The organism is Shewanella vesiculosa (assembly GCF_009994065.1).
Classification (GTDB): domain Bacteria; phylum Pseudomonadota; class Gammaproteobacteria; order Enterobacterales; family Shewanellaceae; genus Shewanella; species Shewanella vesiculosa.
This window is the reverse complement of the sequence record NZ_JAACSD010000010.1, coordinates 22,665-42,674: the sequence shown is the minus strand read 5'-3', so window position 1 is coordinate 42,674 and position 20,010 is coordinate 22,665. Positions and strand designations below refer to the sequence as shown.

The 20,010-nt window shown below is 42.1% G+C and carries 13 protein-coding genes; 2 read left to right on the top strand and 11 right to left on the bottom strand.

Going from position 1 to position 20,010, the window contains the following annotated elements:
* Positions 1 to 163: 163 nt before the first annotated feature.
* Positions 164 to 2,131, bottom strand: a complete 1,968-nt coding sequence (locus GW828_RS11765; protein WP_273059091.1) for a DNA topoisomerase III — start codon at positions 2,129 to 2,131, stop codon at positions 164 to 166.
* Positions 2,132 to 2,308: 177 nt separating this feature from the next.
* Here GW828_RS11765 and GW828_RS11760 point away from each other — a divergent pair, with 177 nt between their 5' ends.
* A complete protein-coding gene (locus GW828_RS11760; protein ID WP_273059090.1) occupies positions 2,309 to 3,067 on the top strand; it encodes a tRNA (adenine(22)-N(1))-methyltransferase in 759 nt (252 codons plus the stop codon).
* 525 nt (positions 3,068 to 3,592) lie between these two features.
* Here the strand turns inward: GW828_RS11760 and purF are convergent.
* The 9 genes from purF to fabB form a co-directional block, all read right to left on the bottom strand.
* The gene (gene purF / locus GW828_RS11755) at positions 3,593 to 5,107 is read right to left on the bottom strand and encodes an amidophosphoribosyltransferase (protein WP_124016156.1); all 1,515 of its coding nucleotides are present in this window, start codon (positions 5,105 to 5,107) and stop codon (positions 3,593 to 3,595) included.
* A 33-nt stretch (positions 5,108 to 5,140) separates the two neighbouring features.
* The gene (locus GW828_RS11750; protein WP_124016157.1) at positions 5,141 to 5,629 is read right to left on the bottom strand and encodes a CvpA family protein; all 489 of its coding nucleotides are present in this window, start codon (positions 5,627 to 5,629) and stop codon (positions 5,141 to 5,143) included.
* A 152-nt stretch (positions 5,630 to 5,781) separates the two neighbouring features.
* Positions 5,782 to 6,396 carry an SPOR domain-containing protein gene (locus GW828_RS11745; RefSeq protein WP_124016158.1) on the bottom strand — a complete coding sequence of 205 codons (615 nt, stop codon included), beginning with the start codon at positions 6,394 to 6,396 and terminating at the stop codon, positions 5,782 to 5,784.
* Positions 6,397 to 6,467: 71 nt separating this feature from the next.
* Positions 6,468 to 7,745 carry a bifunctional tetrahydrofolate synthase/dihydrofolate synthase gene (gene folC / locus GW828_RS11740; protein ID WP_273059088.1) on the bottom strand — a complete coding sequence of 426 codons (1,278 nt, stop codon included), beginning with the start codon at positions 7,743 to 7,745 and terminating at the stop codon, positions 6,468 to 6,470.
* 89 nt (positions 7,746 to 7,834) lie between these two features.
* On the bottom strand, positions 7,835 to 8,620 hold the full coding sequence (gene truA, locus GW828_RS11735) for a tRNA pseudouridine(38-40) synthase TruA (RefSeq protein WP_182698500.1): 786 nt from the start codon (positions 8,618 to 8,620) through the stop codon (positions 7,835 to 7,837).
* A 128-nt stretch (positions 8,621 to 8,748) separates the two neighbouring features.
* A complete protein-coding gene (locus tag GW828_RS11730; protein WP_273060435.1) occupies positions 8,749 to 12,351 on the bottom strand; it encodes a FimV/HubP family polar landmark protein in 3,603 nt (1,200 codons plus the stop codon).
* Between the two features lie 290 nt (positions 12,352 to 12,641).
* On the bottom strand, positions 12,642 to 13,658 hold the full coding sequence (locus tag GW828_RS11725) for an aspartate-semialdehyde dehydrogenase (protein ID WP_124016162.1): 1,017 nt from the start codon (positions 13,656 to 13,658) through the stop codon (positions 12,642 to 12,644).
* A 180-nt stretch (positions 13,659 to 13,838) separates the two neighbouring features.
* Positions 13,839 to 14,975 (bottom strand): 4-phosphoerythronate dehydrogenase, encoded by a 1,137-nt coding sequence (locus GW828_RS11720; RefSeq protein WP_273059991.1) that lies wholly within the window; start codon positions 14,973 to 14,975, stop codon positions 13,839 to 13,841.
* 405 nt (positions 14,976 to 15,380) lie between these two features.
* Entirely contained in the window at positions 15,381 to 16,595 is a 1,215-nt protein-coding gene (gene fabB, locus GW828_RS11715) for a beta-ketoacyl-ACP synthase I (protein WP_182723490.1), read from the bottom strand.
* A 132-nt stretch (positions 16,596 to 16,727) separates the two neighbouring features.
* On the opposite strand from fabB, the gene mnmC1 reads away from it, so the two are divergent.
* The gene (gene mnmC1, locus GW828_RS11710) at positions 16,728 to 18,818 is read left to right on the top strand and encodes an FAD-dependent 5-carboxymethylaminomethyl-2-thiouridine(34) oxidoreductase MnmC1 (RefSeq protein ID WP_273059989.1); all 2,091 of its coding nucleotides are present in this window, start codon (positions 16,728 to 16,730) and stop codon (positions 18,816 to 18,818) included.
* A 135-nt stretch (positions 18,819 to 18,953) separates the two neighbouring features.
* On the opposite strand, the gene GW828_RS11705 is transcribed toward mnmC1, so the two are convergent.
* Positions 18,954 to 19,979 (bottom strand): acyltransferase family protein, encoded by a 1,026-nt coding sequence (locus GW828_RS11705; protein WP_273059987.1) that lies wholly within the window; start codon positions 19,977 to 19,979, stop codon positions 18,954 to 18,956.
* Positions 19,980 to 20,010: the final 31 nt, after the last annotated feature.

Sequence of the window (20,010 nt, the reverse complement as noted above, 5' to 3'; positions counted from 1 at the left end):
TCTACTTTTGAGAAGATGTGAATAGGTTACTGGCAATAATCTTTCTTTGACACCTGACTGTTTTAAACCATGTCGTCACCAACCTAGTCTGGCCAAGGCGACTAGCCTGGGTAAGTTTGCCTGTTATCATCCCTCTTAACGATTTTCATCGCTTGCCACCCTGTTAACTTTTCGCTTTAGTTTTCTTTTTATATGGCTTTTTAAAACTGCGCTTTGGTGCACTGCTGGCAACACCTTGTAATGCAGAAGGTAATTGACTCGATGCTTGGGTAATTAGGTTATCTAATTGGCTGAGTAATGGCTGCATAAACGCATCATACTTAAGCCTTTTTTGACTGATGGCATCGAGGCTGTTTTCCCATAATGCGGTCATGTCTGGTGTGGTTGCAGATTCAGGTAAACTGCGGATCAAACCAACACCCACAGGTGTGGCCAGTATTGATTTACCTTGGCGAACTAAATAACCGCGCTTAAACAGTAATTCAATAATCCCAGCACGAGTCGCTTCAGTGCCTAAGCCATCAGTTTCTTTAAGAATTTTCTTAATATCGCTGTTTGTCACATAACGGCTAATGCCAGTCATCGCGCCTAATAATGTCGCGTCGGTAAAATGCTTGGGCGCTTGAGTCATTTTTTCTAGTAATTCACCACGCTCACATTGGAGTATTTGCCCTTTAACCAGCGGCGGTAATGATTGTACCGTGTCGTCGTTATCGTCATCGCTGCTAGTTGAACTAGAATCAGAACTCGCTTGATTTACTGTGGTCGCCCGCTTATACAGTTGTTTCCAGCCTAAGCTTTTGTCTTGACGCGCTTTAGTGGTAAACAAACCTCCAGCAATAGTCACTTCCACAGCGGTTTCAGCATACATATAAGCTGGATAAAACTGGGCTAAATATTGCCTCGCAACGTGTTGATATAACTTGGCTTCGTTACTGGATAACGATGACAAATTAGCAACTTTCTCTGTGGGTATAATGGCATGGTGAGCATCGACTTTACTGTCATCCCAAGCTTTAGACTTAAGCTTGGCATTTGGTGCCTCACAACCATCAACTAATGCAGCAGCACCTTTGAGTACCGCGTCCAATACTTTTGGTGCCAAAGCATGTTGCTCTTTAGGTAAATAGCGACTGTCTGAACGCGGATAGGTAATTAATTTATGGCGCTCATACAAACTTTGGCAAGTATCAAGTACCTCTTTTGCCGAGAGGCCAAAACGTTTAGCCGCGTCTATTTGCAATGCTGATAAGCTATAGGGTAATGGTGGATTTTGGCGCTTATCTTTGGCTTCAATTTTAGTCACTTGCGCTGGTTTACCATTAATACGAGCAACGACATTTTCAGCTAAGCCTTTGGCTAACACTCTGCCATCTTCATCCATGTATGGTTGGCATGCTTCACTCGGTTGCCATTTGGCGGTAAAGGTTTGTTGCTGATCGGTAACCAGATGGGCCAGCACTTCATAAAAAGACTTTGGCTTGAAATTGGCAATCTCATCATCGCGGCGCACCACTAAACCAAGCAAAGGCGTTTGCACTCGGCCAACAGACAACACGCCTTGGTAACCCACTTTGCGCCCTTGAATGGTATAAGCACGAGTCATGTTCATGCCATATAGCCAATCAGCGCGGCTGCGGGCTAATGCAGAAGTGGATAAAGGAATAAACTCACGGTTACTGCGTAACTGCCCTAACGCACGTTTGACTGCTTGTGGATTTAAATCACTAATTAATAGTCGCTGAACTTGATTGAGCTTGTCACCCTTGACGCCTAAATAAGCAATCACTTCATCCACCAGCAACTGCCCTTCACGGTCTGGATCGCCAGCATTAATGATTGCTGAGGCTTGCTTAACCAGTTTACGCAACACAGTAAGTTGACTGCGAGTTTTGGTTTTAGGCATGAGCTTCCACGTTTGTGGCACTATGGGCAAATGTTCTAGCTTCCATGATTTAAATGCATCATCGTAAGCATCAGGTTCGGCTTGCTCCAATAAATGGCCAATACACCATGACACGCAATCACCATTGGCGGCAGTGATAAAGCCATCACCTTTTTTATGTGGTTTTGGCAGAACATCGGCAATAGCACGGCCGAGACTGGGTTTTTCAGCAATATATAGAATCATAATCCATTATTAGGGCGCTAAAGTTCAATTAGATAAAACTCGATTGCACCGCTTAACTGTATAAATTTACAGTATAGATTAGCGCTAAATACGCCAAGCTGCAAATACGAAATAATTCACCACTTATATCGTCAAAATATTACAATACGCAGCTTAAATCCCAAATACGATGAACAGATGAAACTCGGCCAGCGTTTAGCACAAATCAACAGTATGATCCCCATGGGTTATAGCCATATTTGGGATTGTTGTTGCGACCATGGATTTCTTGGTGCGGCATTACTCGATAGGCATGCAGCAAACATGATCCATTTTGTCGATATTGTGCCGGCATTAATGCAGCAGTTAACCGCTAAGCTTGAACTTTTTTACCCACTCCAAACTGCCAATCAATGGCAAGTACATTGTGTCGATGTGTCAGCGATACCTCTGGAGCAAGACGAGCAAACCCCATTAGTGATCATTGCTGGTATTGGCGGAGATTTGATGATCGAGTTAGTGAATACGCTTTGCCAATTGCACCCTAACCGTCAAATTGATTTTATCTTGTGTCCGGTCCATCACCAGTACGAACTTCGCCACCAACTCATTGAACTTGATTGCCGTTTAATTGATGAAAAACTGATTGAAGAAAATCGCCGCTTTTATGAAATTATCTATGTGAGGCGTGACAGTCCATCGTCGCGAATAGAAAGTGATAGTGATAGTTCTACCACTAACATTAGAGCTGTGGGCGATAAACTTTGGCAATGTAACAATGACCACGAGCGCAATATTGCTATACGATATTTACACAAAGTGCTGACTCACTATCAAAAAATAACCCTGTCGAATCCGCAAAAAGCATCACAGGCGTTGCCAAATTATCTAGCAATTAAAGTACAAGTCGAGCGTGAAGAACGGACGTCGACCTCCGAGTGTACGGCCCTATTTTAGACGCTGGATCCCGGCTCAAAAGCATTACCGGGATGACGGTAAAAGGAATCATATCTGGTTGACGATAAAAGTAATCGCTATCTGATTGAAAGTGTAGAAAATATATTCATTTGACGATTAAAGCCATCTATATCTGATTGAAGGTATAGCAGACATATTCGTCTGACGATGAAAGTAATCGCTATCGGATTGATGCTGTAATAATCATATCTGGTTGCGGTGATAGCAATCGCTATCTGATTGAAGGTGTAGTAATAATGTCTGATAGAAGGTGTAGACAATATTGCTGGATGACCGTATTTGAAAGCGATCCCTTAAATCCGATGCGTATACTCTCAGGTTATCACTTACTATCGTTCTTTATCGCTTTTATAGCCTCTAGCCGCGAATCGACCTGGTATCGAGATATCTATCTTGTTATCGCCTGTTATCGCCTGTTATCAAGTAATACCGAGTGTTTAAAGCGGACATAAAAAAACCAGCATTTTCATGCTGGTTTTTTATGGCTATGAAAACCTGGCTAGCTTATGGATGACACTCGTTGTGCATTTCTAAGTTAGTTCCAATGTCTTTTGAGCGGTTAGCTTTGGCATCATCATTACGTAATTGTGTTAAATGATCCAAGTAAGCTTGGTCAACGTCATTAGTAATGTAATGACCATCAAACACTGATGTTTCAAAACGCTTAATCTCTGGATTTTCCATTCTTACGGCTTCAATTAAGTCGCTTAAGTCTTGGAAAATAATGCCATCGGCACCAATGATTTTAGCAATTTCGTCAGCATCACGACCATGAGCAATAAGCTCATTTGAGGTCGGCATATCGATACCATAGACATTAGGGAAACGAATTTCAGGAGCTGCTGATGCAAAGTACACTTTCTTTGCTCCAGCTTCACGCGCCATTTCAATGATCTGCTCAGACGTAGTACCACGTACTATTGAGTCATCAACTAATAGTACGTTTTTGCCTTTAAATTCAGTGTTAATCGCATTCAATTTACGACGAACTGATTTTTTACGTTCTTGCTGACCAGGCATGATAAACGTACGACCAATATAGCGGTTTTTAACAAAACCTTGGCGATACGGTAGATCCATGCAACGGGCAATTTCTAAGGCGATATCACACGAGGTTTCAGGAATAGGAATAACCACATCAATGTCATGATCTTCCCATTCTTTCTTAATCTTTTCGCCCAACTTGGCACCCATGTTTACACGGCTAGCATAAACAGACACTTTATCAATGCTCGAATCAGGACGTGCAAAATACACGAATTCAAAAATACACGGAGCATAGCTTGGGTCTGCAGCACATTGACGGGTAAATAATTGCCCATCAAGTGAAATATAAATAGCTTCGCCAGGTGCCACGTCACGCATCACTTCAAAGCCAACAGCGTCTAAAGCAACACTTTCTGAAGCAACCATATATTCAGTGCCGGTAGGCGTTTCATGTTTACCAAGTACCAATGGACGGATACCAAATGGGTCACGAAATGCAACTAAACCTTGACCGATGATCATGGCCACTACAGCATAAGCACCGCGGGTTTGCGCATGCACTTTGGCAACAGCATCAAACACTTCATCAGCACTTAAGGTTAAACTGCGCGTTTCTTGTAACTCATCGGCTAACAGGTTTAACAAGATTTCGGAGTCAGAAGTAGTATTAACATGACGACGCTTTGTCACTAGGCTTTCAGCCAGTTCAATCGTATTAGTCAAGTTACCGTTATGTGCTAACGAAATACCAAATGGCGAGTTAACATAAAACGGTTGAGCTTCTGATGCACTCGAGCTACCAGCAGTAGGATAACGAACATGTCCAATACCGGCATTGCCTTGTAAACGCTGCATATGTTTAGGCTCAAACACATCTTTGACTAAGCCGTTTGCTTTACGTAAACGAAACGCATTCATGTCAACAGTCACAATACCTGCTGCGTCTTGACCACGATGTTGAAGCACAGTTAGCGCATCATAAATGGTCTGATTAACTGTTGATTTTCCTACTATTCCGACGATACCACACATGGGTAAGGTTCCTCACTGTAAAGTGTTTTATGTTTATATTTGGGGTACAAAGCTTGACGTGTTTTCCAGATAGTTAAAAAACCACTGAATAACCACACCAAATTCAGGTACAAGTACAGAATCGTGCCACCATTTAGAATCTGGAAATGCTGTAAACGCATCCATGAAAAACAGTAAAGCACTAACGATCAACGCGCCACGAATGGCACCAAAACACAGGCCTAACACTCGGTCTGTGCCCGATAAGCCTGTTTTGGCCACTAGCTGGCCGAGTAAATAATTAACGAGTGCCCCTAAGATCAGGGTAATGATAAAAAGAATAGCAATCGCCACACCGTTTCTGACTAACTCGTCCTGCATTTGGGTTAAATGAGCAGCAAGATCGAGGTAAAACTGGCTAGCGATAAAGAATGCAGCAAACCAAACCACAAGAGACATGGCTTCTTTGGCAAATCCGCGGATCAAACTGATTACAGTTGATAACCCGATGACGATAATAATTGCGTAATCAATCCAAACCATGAAGATGGGGATCCGGTATAGGGTTCAAGACGGCGGGATTCTAACAGAGACAGAGATGTTTCTCACCTCTGATTGTACAAATTATTCTTGCGTGATTAAGAACAATCAAATTGTAAATATTAATCACCCAAGCAAAATACCGTCTGAATAGGTTATTGTTCTTGTGGATTATAGGCAACGATTTTGCCTTTTAATCCGGTTAATTTGAATATAGGTTGCTGACGAGCTTTAAGTTTATCTTCTGATACTTCAGGGCCAACGAACACTCGGGTGAGTTTTCCCTCGACAGGCGTTTTAGGCAGTGTGTAAGCCGTAAATCCAGCTTTACGCAGTTGAATAATCAACGCTTTTACATTAGTAATATTATTAAAACCGCCTAACTGCAGCGTAAAGCCTGCGGTGATCGGTGCAGAGGTTTTATTCGCTACCTGGACTTGAGGTTTTTTGACCGTTTTAACCACAGCAGGCTTTTCAACTACTTGAGCCACTTCTTTAGCCGGTTCTTTGGTTGCTTCCTCTTCACCTAATGCCACAATATCGTTGCTAAGGTCTTGTGGTTCTGCAATCGTTAATACTTGGAACTCTTCTACTTTTTCAGCAGAATTAGGGCGATTTGGAGCTGTTAATCTAGCTGGTCGTAAAGGAATTTCAGTGAATTCCTCAACAACCTGAGCTTTTTTACCGTCTAATAAATCAGGTAAAAAAATCACTCCCAAGGCCACGAGTACTATGGTTCCTACCAAACGATTTTGAAATTGACGATTCAAAGCTAATTCCCTTCTTTAACCAAATGACGTTTATGATGATTTCTAAAAACGACGTCTTAAACAAATAGTGTTTATAACAATTTAAACCCTGCGACAGTATAAAAAGAGCCAAATACAATGACCACATCATCGGCTTTCACTGTCGTTTGGATCGCGTGCCATGCACTGCTGATATCAACAAACTCACTGGCACGGTCACGGCAAGCATCATTAGGCAATGCTTGACGCAGAGTTTGCGCTGATGCGCCACGTGGAATATCTAAACTGACGAAGTTCCAGTGACTAATTTGCTCGGCTAATGTCGCTAATACTGACGTAATATCTTTATCTTTAAGCATGCCACACAAGGCTACAATACGACGACCTTGATACGCCTGCAATTGCTGGGCTAAATATCTGGCCGCATGGGGGTTATGTGCCACATCTAAGAGTACTAAAGGTTGCTCACTGACTTGCTCTAATCGTCCAGCGAGTTGAGCTTGCTGCAAACCTTGGTTAATCTGCTGCTGACTAATGTGCGGCCAAATATGGCTTAGCAAGGCTACAACACTCGCCGCATTGGCCAGTGGTAGCTTTGGTACACTCAGCCCTGAATATGTTTGCTGCATTGATGTAAAGTGCCATTGGTCTGAATGGCTCTGGTCTTTATGGTAATCAAACTCATGACCAACACGATAAAGTGTAGTCCCAATTTGATGCGCATATTCAGTGACGCTCATAGGCAAATCGGGTTCACCAACAATGGCCAGGCAATCGGGGCGAAACACACCGGCTTTTTCTCTGCCAACCAGTTCACGGGTATCCCCTAAATATTCTTGATGATCAAGGTCAATAGAGGTAATGATCGTGGCGGTGGAATCAATCATATTGGTGGCATCTAACCTGCCCCCTAAGCCCACTTCCAGAATAATCACATCGACTTTAGCAGCTTTAAATAAATATAAACCGGCTAAGGTAGCATATTCAAAAAAGGTTAATGAAATATCACCACGAGCGGCCTCAATGGCACAAAAGGCTTCAATAAGAGAGGCATCACTGGCGTCTTGCTGATTAATCTGTACTCGTTCATTGTAGTGCAGTAAATGCGGTGAGCTGTAAACACCCACCGACAAATCAGCTTGGCGTAAAATCGACGCCAGCATGGCGCAGGTGGTGCCTTTGCCATTGGTACCGGCTACAGTAATCACTTTAGCAGGAGCCAAATCAATCACCTCAAGACGCCTAGCAACAGCGCTCACTCGAGTTAATCCCATATCAATTTCACTAGGATGAATAGCCAGTAAATAATCCAGCCATTGATTTAAGCTTGATTGTTGATTAGGAACAGTAATTTCAGACGCGATTGACATAATTCAATACCATTTAACGTATGCAAACCTTAGCAGGTGTTGCAGTAATATACTCTGGGTTTAACAACTCAAAAATGACCAACATCACTTTAGTCGAGCATAAACAATGGCCCGAGAGACAACTTAGGCAGCTGATATTGCTCTGGGTAAGTCACATCGACTAAATACAATCCATTAGGTTTAGCCGTCGCAGCAGCTTGCTTGCGATTTTTCAGAGCCAACAGTTCAGAGATCCACTCAATAGGTTGATTGCCTAAACCGATTTGCAATAATGAACCCACAATATTACGCACCATGTGATGTAAAAATGCATTAGCTTGAATATCGACCATGATGTACATGCCTTGGCGAGTCACATTGACTTGATGCACATTACGAAATGGGGTTTTAGATTGACAATGCAGCGCTCTAAAACTGGTAAAATCGTGTTCACCAACAAAAAGTTGCGCAGCTTGATGCATCAATTTTTCATCAATATCGCCGTGATAATGACTCACTCCGGCACTGAGAATACCAGGGCGTAGCTTATGATTATAAATAACATAACGATAGCGTCTGGCCAATGCACTGTATCTGGCATGAAAACTGTCATCAACTTCTTTTGCCCATCTCACCGCTACACTGTTGGGTAAATTAGCATTAACGCCTTGTGTCCACGCCGTCATTGGACGTTGCACATTGGTGTCAAAATGCACCACTTGCCCAGTACCATGTACTCCGGTGTCAGTTCGTCCAGCACACGATACGGTTATAGGCTCATTAGCCACATAACTTAACGCTTTCTCAATCTGGGCTTGCACTGAATCGACATCGAGTTGGCGCTGCCACCCACAAAACCCACTACCATCATACTCAACACCTAACGCGACCCGCATGCCTATATCCTCTACTCAATAATGGCGCGCAGTTTATCACAAAAAAACGGCGCATGTATCTGCGCCGTTTGCTTTTATATGGTCAACATAAGCCTGTATTTTAAGCCTATGAGACCTCATTTAGTGGGTTAACTGAAACTGTTAATTAAATTCTTAGCTTCTAATTGTTGACGTTCATTACCGTCGATTTGCACTTCTTTTAATAATGCTCGAGCACTGTCTTGATCTTCAATTTCAATGTATGCCCTGGCTAAATCAAGTTTGGCATTAACAGAGTTTTCTTCATCATCAACATCAACCATATCTGGATTGCCGATTAACGAGTTTACAGAGCCCATATCAACACTAACGTCTTTATATTGATCTGTTTTATCGTCATCTTCATCCGCATCGTTCAACAATTTATCAATATCAATGTAGCCGTTTTCACGTTCAAAACGCATTAAGTCATCATCACTGGCTTTATATGCTGAAGATTTGCTACGTTCTTTTTCGTCAAGTGCCGCTAATGCTTCATCAACCGTTAAGTTGTTATCGCTAAGGATATAATCGTCTTCAGAGCTATAGTCATCATCATTGTCATCATCTTTTAATGACTGTGAAAATGCTGCCAATAAATCATCATCACTTACCTGTGGCTCATCGACTTCTCTTTCATCAGCCGCTGACTCAACCGCATTAAGTAAATCACTTTCCCAATCTAATAACTCAGGTTTAGGTTTGCTCGATTTAAGATCATTAAAGAAACCAGAATCTTTATTGGCCTTATTTTGCGCGACCGATGGCGGCGTATCGTCATCGTCCATTTGAGCCAACAATGCCTCAAGACCATCATCATCTGTCTCTGCCGCTATTTTAGTAGCAGGCTCTGGCTCAACCTCGGTATCACTATCAACATCGCTGTCAGTCGCGCTACTTGATGCTAATGCCGCCTCAAGTTCAGCCTCCAACCAGCTGTTATCTTCCTCTTCGCTGTCGACTGCAGTATCAACTTTGGGTTCTGCTGCCGCAGGAGCTTGGTTGTCTTCAATATCATCGTCTGTTGAAGCTAAGTCGGTTTCAGTTTCAGTTTCAGTAAGATATTGGTCAAACTCGTCAAATAATTCATTATCTTCAAGAGCCTCTTCGACAGATGTCGAACTATCAGCATCAGTGGCAGAAGGTGAATCGTCGGTTGCTTTCTCTTCAAAGCTGGCCAATAGAGCATTAATATCATCATCGATAGATTCATCATCGGCGACTAGTTCTTCAGCAGCGGTATCATCCTCTAACTCAGCGGCAATTTGTGCTTGTAGCGCAGCGTTGTCCTTATCAGTAGTATCAGACTCAATAACCGGGTCATTAAGGCTAGCTAACAATGCATCGATGTCATCATCACTGGTTTCATTATCGTCATTAGCATCAGTGATATCTTCATCAGTTAATTCTGCAGCAATTTGCGCCGCTAAATCATCATCTTCTTCGGCAAATGTAGAATCAATAACCGGTTCATTTAAGCTCGCCAATAATGAATCAATATCTTCATCGCTGCTCTGTTCATCCTGGTCATCTGCATCGTCTTGTAACTCAGCAGCAATTAACGCGGCAATGTCATCATCATTGTCAACTGAATCGCTGGTAAGAGGTGCCAATTCGTCTGCTTCAGCACGGTTATCGCCGCTATCTTGCGAACCGTCTTGATCACTCTCATCTTTTGTGGCAGATAAGCCAGCAAGCAGCTCGTCAGCATTATCTTCAGTATTGGTGTCATCAGTGGATAAAGTGTCATCAGCAGGTGAGTAATCATCTGCAGATATAGTCTCATCCGATTCAGCAGGCGTATCACCAGACTCGGCAGGCATGTCAAAATCAGCTAATAATGAATCGATATCATCTTCAGCGGTGGCCGCTTCGGGTTTACTCTGTGCAGGCGCAGCATCAGACTCAGCCGGCATATCAAATTCAGCTAACAATGAATCAATATCATCTTCGGCTGTGGCCGCTTCGGGTTTACTCTCTGCAGGCGCAGCATCAGACTCAGCTGGCAGATCAAATTCAGCCAATAACGAATCGATATCATCTTCGGCTGTGGCCGCTTCGGGTTTACTTGCTGCAGGTGCAGCATCAGACTCAGCTGGCAGATCAAATTCGGCCAATAACGAATCAATATCATCTTCGGCGCTATCCGCCATAATGGGTTTATCAGCTTCATCAGACTCAGCCGGCATATCAAATTCAGCCAATAAAGAGTCAATGTCATCTTCGGCAGTTGATTGCTGAGGTTTTACAGCAGCAGCTGCAGCAACCGACTCTGCTGGCATATCAAATTCAGCTAATAACGAATCAATATCATCTTCGGCAGCTGCATCTAAAGCATCAGTGTCATTATTTACAATGTCGTCAGCATCTAGCTCAGCTAATAAGCTGTTTATATCATCCTCTGACGCGTTAGAATCTAGGGATTGATCAGGATCATCATCTAACCCAGCAAGCAGACTGTCTAGATCATCGTCATCTTCAAGCGGTGGCAGATCAGAATCTTGATCATCCATGGCTTCAGCCCATAAATCGTCTAAAGAAGTGCCCTCATCTTCAGGCACTTTTTCATCAATGAACATATCTGAAGCCATGTCCATCTCAGCATCACCGCTCATTTGGACTTCAGGCTGTAAATCAACGCTATCTAAATCCAATAAATCATCAATCGACTCTTCATCATCGGTATCTAAATGAACCACTATATCGTCAGAGTCGTCAGCGGCTTGTGTTGGATCGAGCGCTTTCTCGGCTTGAGTTTCTGTATTTGCTTCAGAAAGCTGAGACTTCTTACTCCGGCGACTGAGTAACCAAAATATAAGCCCAAATATCGCCAAAAGCGGCACCGATGCAGCCAAGATCAGCAACATAGTGTTGTCCATTAAGCTGCGCCAAAAGTCAGTCGGCTCCTCAATAACGGGGGCAGCATTCTCGCCTTGGTCTACGAGTTTTTTATTTTCTAAACTTAGGGCATCAAATTTTTCGCGTAATAGCTGTAAATCTTCTTCAAGCGACGAAATGTTTAATGACATTTGTTCAATTTTATTTTTCAACGCTTGATTGTCATTGTTACTGACCATTAACTCATCTTGTGAGCGCGCTAGCTCATCGGTAAGCATTAATGTTTTTGCATTCGCTTTATCTAGCGAGCTGTTTAGCTCACTCACTTCAACAACATTCGCTTGGTTAATCGCTTTGGTTTGAACCTCAACAGCAGGGGGTTGTGGGGCTATTTGCAGTGGTTTTGTTGCTGTAGGTTTTTTGGCAATATCCACTTTAGGAGATTGCACCGGTTTGCTGGCGGGACGGGGCTGAGTTTGTCTACTCATGCGGCTGTCATCTTGCTCTGCGCGGCGTTTAGCGACATCATTGGGAATAGCGGCTATCTCATCGGCAGAAGGAATCAGTAATATCATTCCTCGCTCTAGTGTATTGTAATTATTACCGCTAAATGCGTGCGGATTAGCATCAAATAACGCCGCCATCACTTGATAAACACTAACCTTGTCACTGGGTCTGACTTTTTGCGCAATACTCCAAAAGGTATCTCTTGACGTCGTCGGACCATATTGGCGTTTGGCTGGTTGTTTAACCTCGCCATTGGGACCAGTAATTTTGAGCGTTTCAGCTTGTGCCGACTCAATAATTTGTACACTGGTTAAGCCAACGGCTGTGCAGGCGATCAAACCTACAATATATGAAGTACGCAAAGTCATCCCATCCTTCCCATTTAGCGCTATTGAGTTACCGACTTGGCAACAGGCTTTAGGCAATTTTTATCGTTAGTATTATGGTCGTTAACTATATCTGATCACATCCATGATGAGCCAATTTCGCAGGCAATTTCAATGTTATTGATGTTAAAAATGATATGTTTACGACTATAAACTAGATTTACCACACCTGCTACTATTGGGATCAGTAAAACGAAAAAAGCCTGCGCATTGCAGGCTTTTTAAACTAAATCGCGTAACTGATTAAGTCATTACTGATCATAAAAACGTGACTAGTAATAATCTCTAATCAAAATCTCGGCGATTTGCACACTGTTTAATGCTGCACCCTTACGAATATTATCGGCAGTAACCCATAAATTTATACCGTGAGAATGAGAAATATCTTTACGAACACGACCAACGTAAACAGGATCGTTACCAGCGGCTTCAGTGACAGCTGTTGGATATTCGCTATCATCATCAAATAATTCTACGCCAGGTGCGTTACGTAATACGGCTTTAACATCTTCGGCATCAACAGGTTGACGAGTTTCAATGTGGATAGCTTCTGAGTGACCATAAAAAACAGGCACGCGCACAGCCGTTGGATTAACGACAATTTCATCGTCACCAAAAATTTTCTGCGTTTCCCACACCATTTTCATTTCTTCTTTGGTGTAGCCGTTTTCCATGAACACATCGATTTGCGGCAATACGTTAAACGCAATTTGCTTTGGATAAACCGACGGCTCTGAAGGCAAACCTTGCAGTAATTTAGCTGATTGACCCGCTAACTCATCAATCGCCTTTTTACCGGTACCCGATACAGACTGATAAGTCGCCACGTTAATACGTGAAATGCCAAACGCATCATAAATAGGCTTAAGCGCCACTAACATTTGGATGGTTGAACAATTAGGATTGGCGATAATATTGCGATTTCGAAAATCAGCAATCGCTTCTGGATTAACTTCAGGCACGACCAATGGCACATCAACGTCATATCTAAAATGTGAAGTATTATCGATAACGACACAACCTGCTTCACCTGCAATAGGCGCCCATTTAGCCGAAACATCGCCACCAGCAGAAAAGAAACCAATTTGTGCTTGGGTCCAATCAAACGTTTCTACGTCAAGAATTTCAACTTGTTTACCGTGAAAACTGACCGTTTCGCCAGCACTGCGACTGCTCGCTAATGGAAACAACTTAGCAACCGGAAAATTACGCTGCTCGAGGATCTCAATCATAGTTTGACCCACTGCGCCCGATGCACCTAAAACGACTACATTAAATTCTTGAGACATAATTAACGCCCGACTCCATATTTTCCAGTTTGAACAATCAATCTACCTTAGTTTAGTTGTGCTTTACTAGGGTTAATGTACTAAAAAAGCCGACTTTGAAGTGATTTTTTCTCAACTGGCTAAAATTACTGTTTTTTAGCCTTAATCTGTGCGCTTGTCGGCAATATTCACATTAGCTTATCAATTAAAACCTAAAGCATTCAACATCGATGGGTTTATCGAACCAGCAGATAAATAGTCTACAGATTGCGTTAACGAGATAGCACTATATTCACGACGATAAGTGTGATTTTTACGCATTAGATCAAAACCTGTCGCGGTTGAAAAACACCCCCTAAAGTTAAAATCATCATCACGTAAATCATAGACCAAACGCGACAATTTCAGCAATTGGCCTTCAGTTAAATCGCCTTGGCTAACAATTTGGTTAAATTGGAACGCCGGTAATAAACTCTCCAATGATTTCTTTACTGGAAAATCAAGTAACTCACACCACTTTTGATACAACATAAACGTACCGCGAGCTTTGCCTTCAAGGCTATAACCAGCAATATGCGGCGTAGCAAACTCTGCCAAGGCAACTAATTCGGCCATTGGGTTAGGTTCACCTTCCCACACATCAAGCACCAGTTTGACATCATCGCGTTGCAGTTTAAATTTGATCAACGCTCGGTTATCAATCACCTCACCTCGACAGCAATTTAGTAACCAAGTATTGGGCTTTAACTTATTCAGTCGAGCCTCATCAAACAAGTACCAGGTTTTGTGCTCACCTTCTTTGGTGATAGGTACATGCAAACTGATAATATCGGCCTGCTCAATAATCGTATCAAGTGACACAAACTCACGGGTATCACCTTGCAAGGCTTTAATGGGGTCACACAACAACACTTTTAGCCCATAAGCTTGCATACACTTCGCGGCTGCAGTGCCGGTATTACCAGCCCCGACAATCCCCACCACTTTACCGGCTAAAGACTCACCAAAACGCTGAGCTAATTCCAACATGGCAATAAAAGCATACTCACCGACTGCTGTGGCGTTACAACCAGGGGCGTTAGTGAAGTAAATATTGCGTGTCGAAAGATACTCAACATCAACATGATCGGTACCAATGGTCGCACTGCCGACAAATTTAAGTTTATGTGCATTGTTAATTAATGCAGCATTCACTTTCGTCACCGAACGCACCAGTAACACATCAGCATCTTCGACTTGTTTAGGGGTCAAGGTTCGGCCGTTTACATATTCTATCTTGCCTAAGTAGCCAAATAAGGCATCAACATAAGGCATGTTTTCATCGGCAATTATTTTCATTTGGGTATCTTATTCACTGCGAGTTTAACGACATGGCATCGCGTTTTTTTATGGCCAGTATCTTATACCAAATTCACCCAGCTCGTCATTGGAAATAGCGCTGAATATTATCGCTGACTAAACCTAGATACTAGAGCGGACTTCGTCCTGCTAGTTCGCTTCGCGGCTATAAAAGCTAAGCAGTTACAATCAGAAATAACCGACAAATATCTACGATATACGCTTAAATCGCTTTCGCTTTTATAGCATCTAGCCGCAAAGCGACCTAGCATCTAGGCATTTAGGCATTTAGCCGCAGCGTTCGCTTGTTATCTTTTTTTCTCTAGGCAAAAGGCAACAAAAAAGCCAGCAAGGTTACCCAAGCTGGCTTTAACATCATTCGCGGCTTAAACCACTAACAACGCATTATGCTTTATATTTACGCATCACTAATGTTGCGTTAGTGCCACCAAAACCAAAGCTGTTGCTCATAATGGTGTTCAACTCAGTGTTACGCATTTCACGAACCACAGGCATGCCAGTCGCTTTTTCATCAAGATTATCGATGTTGATGCTTGGCGCAATGAAACTGTCTTCCATCATGATCATGCTGTAAATCGCTTCATGAACACCCGCAGCACCTAAAGCGTGACCAGTCAAAGACTTGGTTGACGCGATAGCTGGCATTTTTTCACCAAATACTTCGCGTAACGCTTCAAGTTCACGCATGTCACCTACTGGAGTAGAAGTACCATGAGTATTGATATAATCAACCGGCGTATCTACATCGGCTAATGCCATCTGCATACAACGCACCGCACCTTCGCCAGACGGAGCAACCATGTCATAGCCATCAGATGTTGCACCATAGCCAATAATTTCAGCATAAATCTTCGCACCACGTGCTAATGCATGCTCTAATTCTTCAACAACAACAATCCCGCCGCCGCCAGAAATAACAAAACCATCACGGTCAGCATCATAAGTACGAGACGCTTTTTCAGGGGTATCATTGTATTTAGTTGATAACGCACCCATAGCGTCAAAGCCCATGGTTAATGTCCAATCAACTTCTTCAGCACCACCAGCAAACACCATATCTTGCTTACCCATCTGGATAAGTTCAACAGCATGGCCAATACAATGGGCCGAAGTGGCACAAGCTGAACTAATTGAATAGCTCATACCTTTAATTTTAAACGGTGTCGCCAAGCAAGCACTTGCGGTACTAGACATAATACGAGGTACTATATAAGGTCCTACACGCTTAACGCCTTTTTCACGCAGCGTATCAGCGGCCTGAACTTGGTTTTTTGACGATGCGCCACCCGTACCAGCAATCAGACCGACACGGAAATTAGAATACTGTTCTTCTGTTAAATTAGCATCAGCAATCGCTTCCTGCATAGCTATGTAAGCATATGCAGCAGCATCGCCCATAAAGCGAAACGCTTTACGATCGATATGATCAGCTGGGTTCATTTTAATGTCGCCCCAAACTTTGCTGCGTAATTGCATTTCTTCAAACTGTGCCGAGTGAGTAATACCGCTACGACCCGCTTTCAATGACTCAGTCACTTCTTGCTTGTTATTGCCGATACTTGAAACAACACCCATTCCGGTGATCACGACTCTTTTCATTTTTATACTATCCATTTGGTACATGTCGGTACTTAATTGTGGCAATCATAGCTGCTTTAACGCAATTAAGTGGTCAGCTTTCCATAAACGCAGGTAAAATAATGCCAACTTATCGGCTCTGAGTAAAATATTTTGAATAAAACTACTTTGTTATCTACATCTAACAACTTACACACATTACCAATCTGTGAATTGTTAGGCGACAACGTCAATCAAAACAGTCGATATTCACAACAAGTTAACCACTATATCAGTACTGTATTGCAAACCAGTGACTATGATGCAAAATCTAACCGCAATCAGCGTGAATTATTAACGCTAGGTCAATTTGGTTTTGGTAATGGTCATGAAATCATACTGCTATTAGCAGCCTTACAACAGGTAAACCTGCAAAACGACTTAAAACAGGTCCACAAACGAGTTCATATTAGTGTATTTGAACCCATCGCCATAAACCGCAAGCAAATCGAACATCAATGGCAACAACAAGGGCTACTAAATACACATAATCCATTATGCCCTTTTGCTCAAGCTTTGCTCGATTGTGAAATAGCTGCAATCGAAGGTTGCCAACGCCTAAGTCTTCTGCAAAGCCAAGTGACGATTGACCTATATCAAGGTTCGCCACTGGAGCAAGTTAAAACTATCGCTACGCCGAATAAACAAAGGATAACACATTGGTTTGCCCTACCCCATACGAGCCTAGAGACTTATTCGGATCATTATTTTAATCAGCAACTGCTTTGGCAATGTGGACGCATTAGTACTGATAATGCAACATTTTTTGCCAGTACAAGTCATGACGATGTTGCGCTATCCATTAATGAGCAATTATCACGTTGTGGTTTTTTAACTGCCACATCATCGCAAGAAAATGATGACATAGCTATCGCAGAACGTCAGGCACTGAGACAACAAACCCGCCAGCAATTTGCTTATAACCCCATACCTCCTTTACCTTCTCGCGACGGCAGTCCTATCGCTATTATAGGTGGCGGCATTGCTTCAGCAAGTCTTGCCCTATCTTTAGCTGAACGTGGTAAAGAAGTGGTCATTTATTGTAAAGACGACACATTAGGACAAGGCGCCTCGGGCAACAAACAAGGCGCTATTTATCCTTTATTAACGCCAGAAAATGGCCCACTAAGTCAGTTTTTTCAACAAGCCTTTCTATACAGCCGACGAAGAATTCAGGCTTTAGCGGATAATGGATTTAATATTAGTCATGACTGGTGTGGTGTTTTGCACACAGGCTTTGATCAGCGTAGCCAAACAAGATTAGATAAAATCATTGATGGTCAAGCATGGCCAACTGAAATTGCTTTTAAGGTAAACCCGAGCCAAGCGACACAACTGGCCAAAGTGGATATCGATAAGTCGGGCTTTTATTATCCATTAGGTGGCTGGGCCTGCCCGTTTGAATTCGCACAAGCTAGCATTATCAAAGCACAATCATTAGCCAAGGTTCGCGTTATCTATAATAGTGACATTAGCTCACTGGAATCACATCCATCTGGCTGGCAACTGCTTAGTGGCGAAAATAACACCCTTATAGCAAGGCACGACCAGGTCGTCATTGCATCAGGTGCTGAACTGACTCGCTACAAGCAAACAAAACAGCTACAAATCACCGGTTTTAGAGGCCAAGTGAGCCATGTTCCTCCACAAGGTGAATTGGCACAACTCAATACTGTTATCTGCGCTAATGGTTATCTTACGCCACAACACAATCAACTTCATTGCGTTGGAGCAAGCTATGTCAAAGATCCTAAGCACTTAGATTTTTGCCCATTAGAACAACATGAAAACAGTCTAAAAATGCAACAAAGCTTTCCCAATTCAAACTGGCCTAATGATATTGATGTTTCAAACAACGATGCCAGAGTTGGCGTAAGGATGGTCAGTCGCGATCATTTCCCAGTAATGGGCTGCGTACCTGATGTTGAAGCGTTATTTACCCGATATGCCGTGCAGCAGCAATCGAAAGACAAGCCCAGCCTATGGCAACGTTACTGGCAAACAACACCAGCACCAATTTATGACGGGTTATATGTATTAGGAGGACTCGGCTCACGCGGCCTAAGCTCAGGCCCACTCGTAGCCGAATGCTTAGCAGCAAACCTCTGCGGCGAGCTATCACCACTAAGCCTAGAGCTACAAGCTTTGCTTAGCCCCAATAGAATGTGGCTGCGTAAACTGCTAAAAGGTAAGGCGTTGATTTAATAAGAGCTGTTACCGAATACAAAGCAAAGTAGACAAAGACCTGGGTCTGAAGTTTTTACTTTTGGGGGCCAGAATTGTCATCATCTTAACGAATCGTATATATTCCTCATTGGTTTGAATAATTATATCCATAAATTATTCACATGACTTATTCCATCCACCTAAGCGCTGCAACCGTAAACTTGACTTATATTTATTACGAATATAACGCATAGCTGGCACTTCTATCAGTCTCGCCATTAGACTTGCAATAATCAGACTAATGAAAATAGCACATACTATACCGACGTAAGGATTTAAACCTTGGGAATAAAATTTATTGATTATTACATACCCAATATTCTGATGAATTAAGTATAGTGAATAAGATATACTTCCTAAAAAAACTAATGGTCTCAATGACAAAAACTTCAAATAACCAAATAGAGCACAATAAAATATAATATAAAAACAAATAAACAAAAAACAAAAACCTATAGAATAAGTAAATAATGTTGAAGCCAATGAGAATAAAAGATAGAAATAAGTAGACTTACTTGGATTTACACTAGATAGTTTATAAAAACAAATTCCAGCTAGAAAAAAAGACAAATGTTTAAGTAAAAAAATAACATAAATTGATGATGGAAGTGTATAAAAACCTAATGAGTTAAAAATACTAATCAAAATTATAAACGAGAAGATTTTCTCTACGTGTTTTAAAGTAGAAGATAAGTACAATAAAAAGATCCAAAAATAAAATGTCAGTTCAACAGTTAAAGTCCAATAAACACCATCTACATTGGGTACTTTTAAATATTCCTGGAACATAAGAAGATTAAAAACTGCATCAACAAATGTAACTTCACGTCCCGGTAATGAAAAAATTGCTACGACAGAGAAAGTTAAAAAAACAGCAAACCAATAAGCAGGATACAGTCGAGATATACGAGATATAATAAAATCTAAAGGTTTTTCTGTCCGATTAATGGTCCAAAAAATAACAAAACCACTAACCATAAAAAAAAGCTGCACACCGAACTGCCCATAGTAAGACCAGTCAGTAATAACATTACTGTGTCCATATATGTTATTGTAGTGATGAAAATAATGAAAAAAAACCACTGCAATTGCTGCGATACCCCTTAAAGCGTCTAACTCTAACAATCTTTTTTTACTCATAACGATTCTCTAAAATTATCAAAACAAGCCT

Coding starts and splice junctions, on each gene's coding strand:
- GW828_RS11765 (WP_273059091.1), bottom strand. CDS start 2,131: ATGATTCTATATATTGCTGAAAAACCCAGTCTCGGCCGTGCTATTGCC.
- GW828_RS11760 (WP_273059090.1), top strand. CDS start 2,309: ATGAAACTCGGCCAGCGTTTAGCACAAATCAACAGTATGATCCCCATG.
- purF (WP_124016156.1), bottom strand. CDS start 5,107: ATGTGTGGTATCGTCGGAATAGTAGGAAAATCAACAGTTAATCAGACC.
- GW828_RS11750 (WP_124016157.1), bottom strand. CDS start 5,629: ATGGTTTGGATTGATTACGCAATTATTATCGTCATCGGGTTATCAACT.
- folC (WP_273059088.1), bottom strand. CDS start 7,745: ATGTCAATCGCGTCTGAAATTACTGTTCCTAATCAACAATCAAGCTTA.
- truA (WP_182698500.1), bottom strand. CDS start 8,620: ATGCGGGTCGCGTTAGGTGTTGAGTATGATGGTAGTGGGTTTTGTGGG.
- GW828_RS11730 (WP_273060435.1), bottom strand. CDS start 12,351: ATGACTTTGCGTACTTCATATATTGTAGGTTTGATCGCCTGCACAGCC.
- GW828_RS11725 (WP_124016162.1), bottom strand. CDS start 13,658: ATGTCTCAAGAATTTAATGTAGTCGTTTTAGGTGCATCGGGCGCAGTG.
- GW828_RS11720 (WP_273059991.1), bottom strand. CDS start 14,975: ATGAAAATAATTGCCGATGAAAACATGCCTTATGTTGATGCCTTATTT.
- fabB (WP_182723490.1), bottom strand. CDS start 16,595: ATGAAAAGAGTCGTGATCACCGGAATGGGTGTTGTTTCAAGTATCGGC.
- GW828_RS11705 (WP_273059987.1), bottom strand. CDS start 19,979: ATGAGTAAAAAAAGATTGTTAGAGTTAGACGCTTTAAGGGGTATCGCA.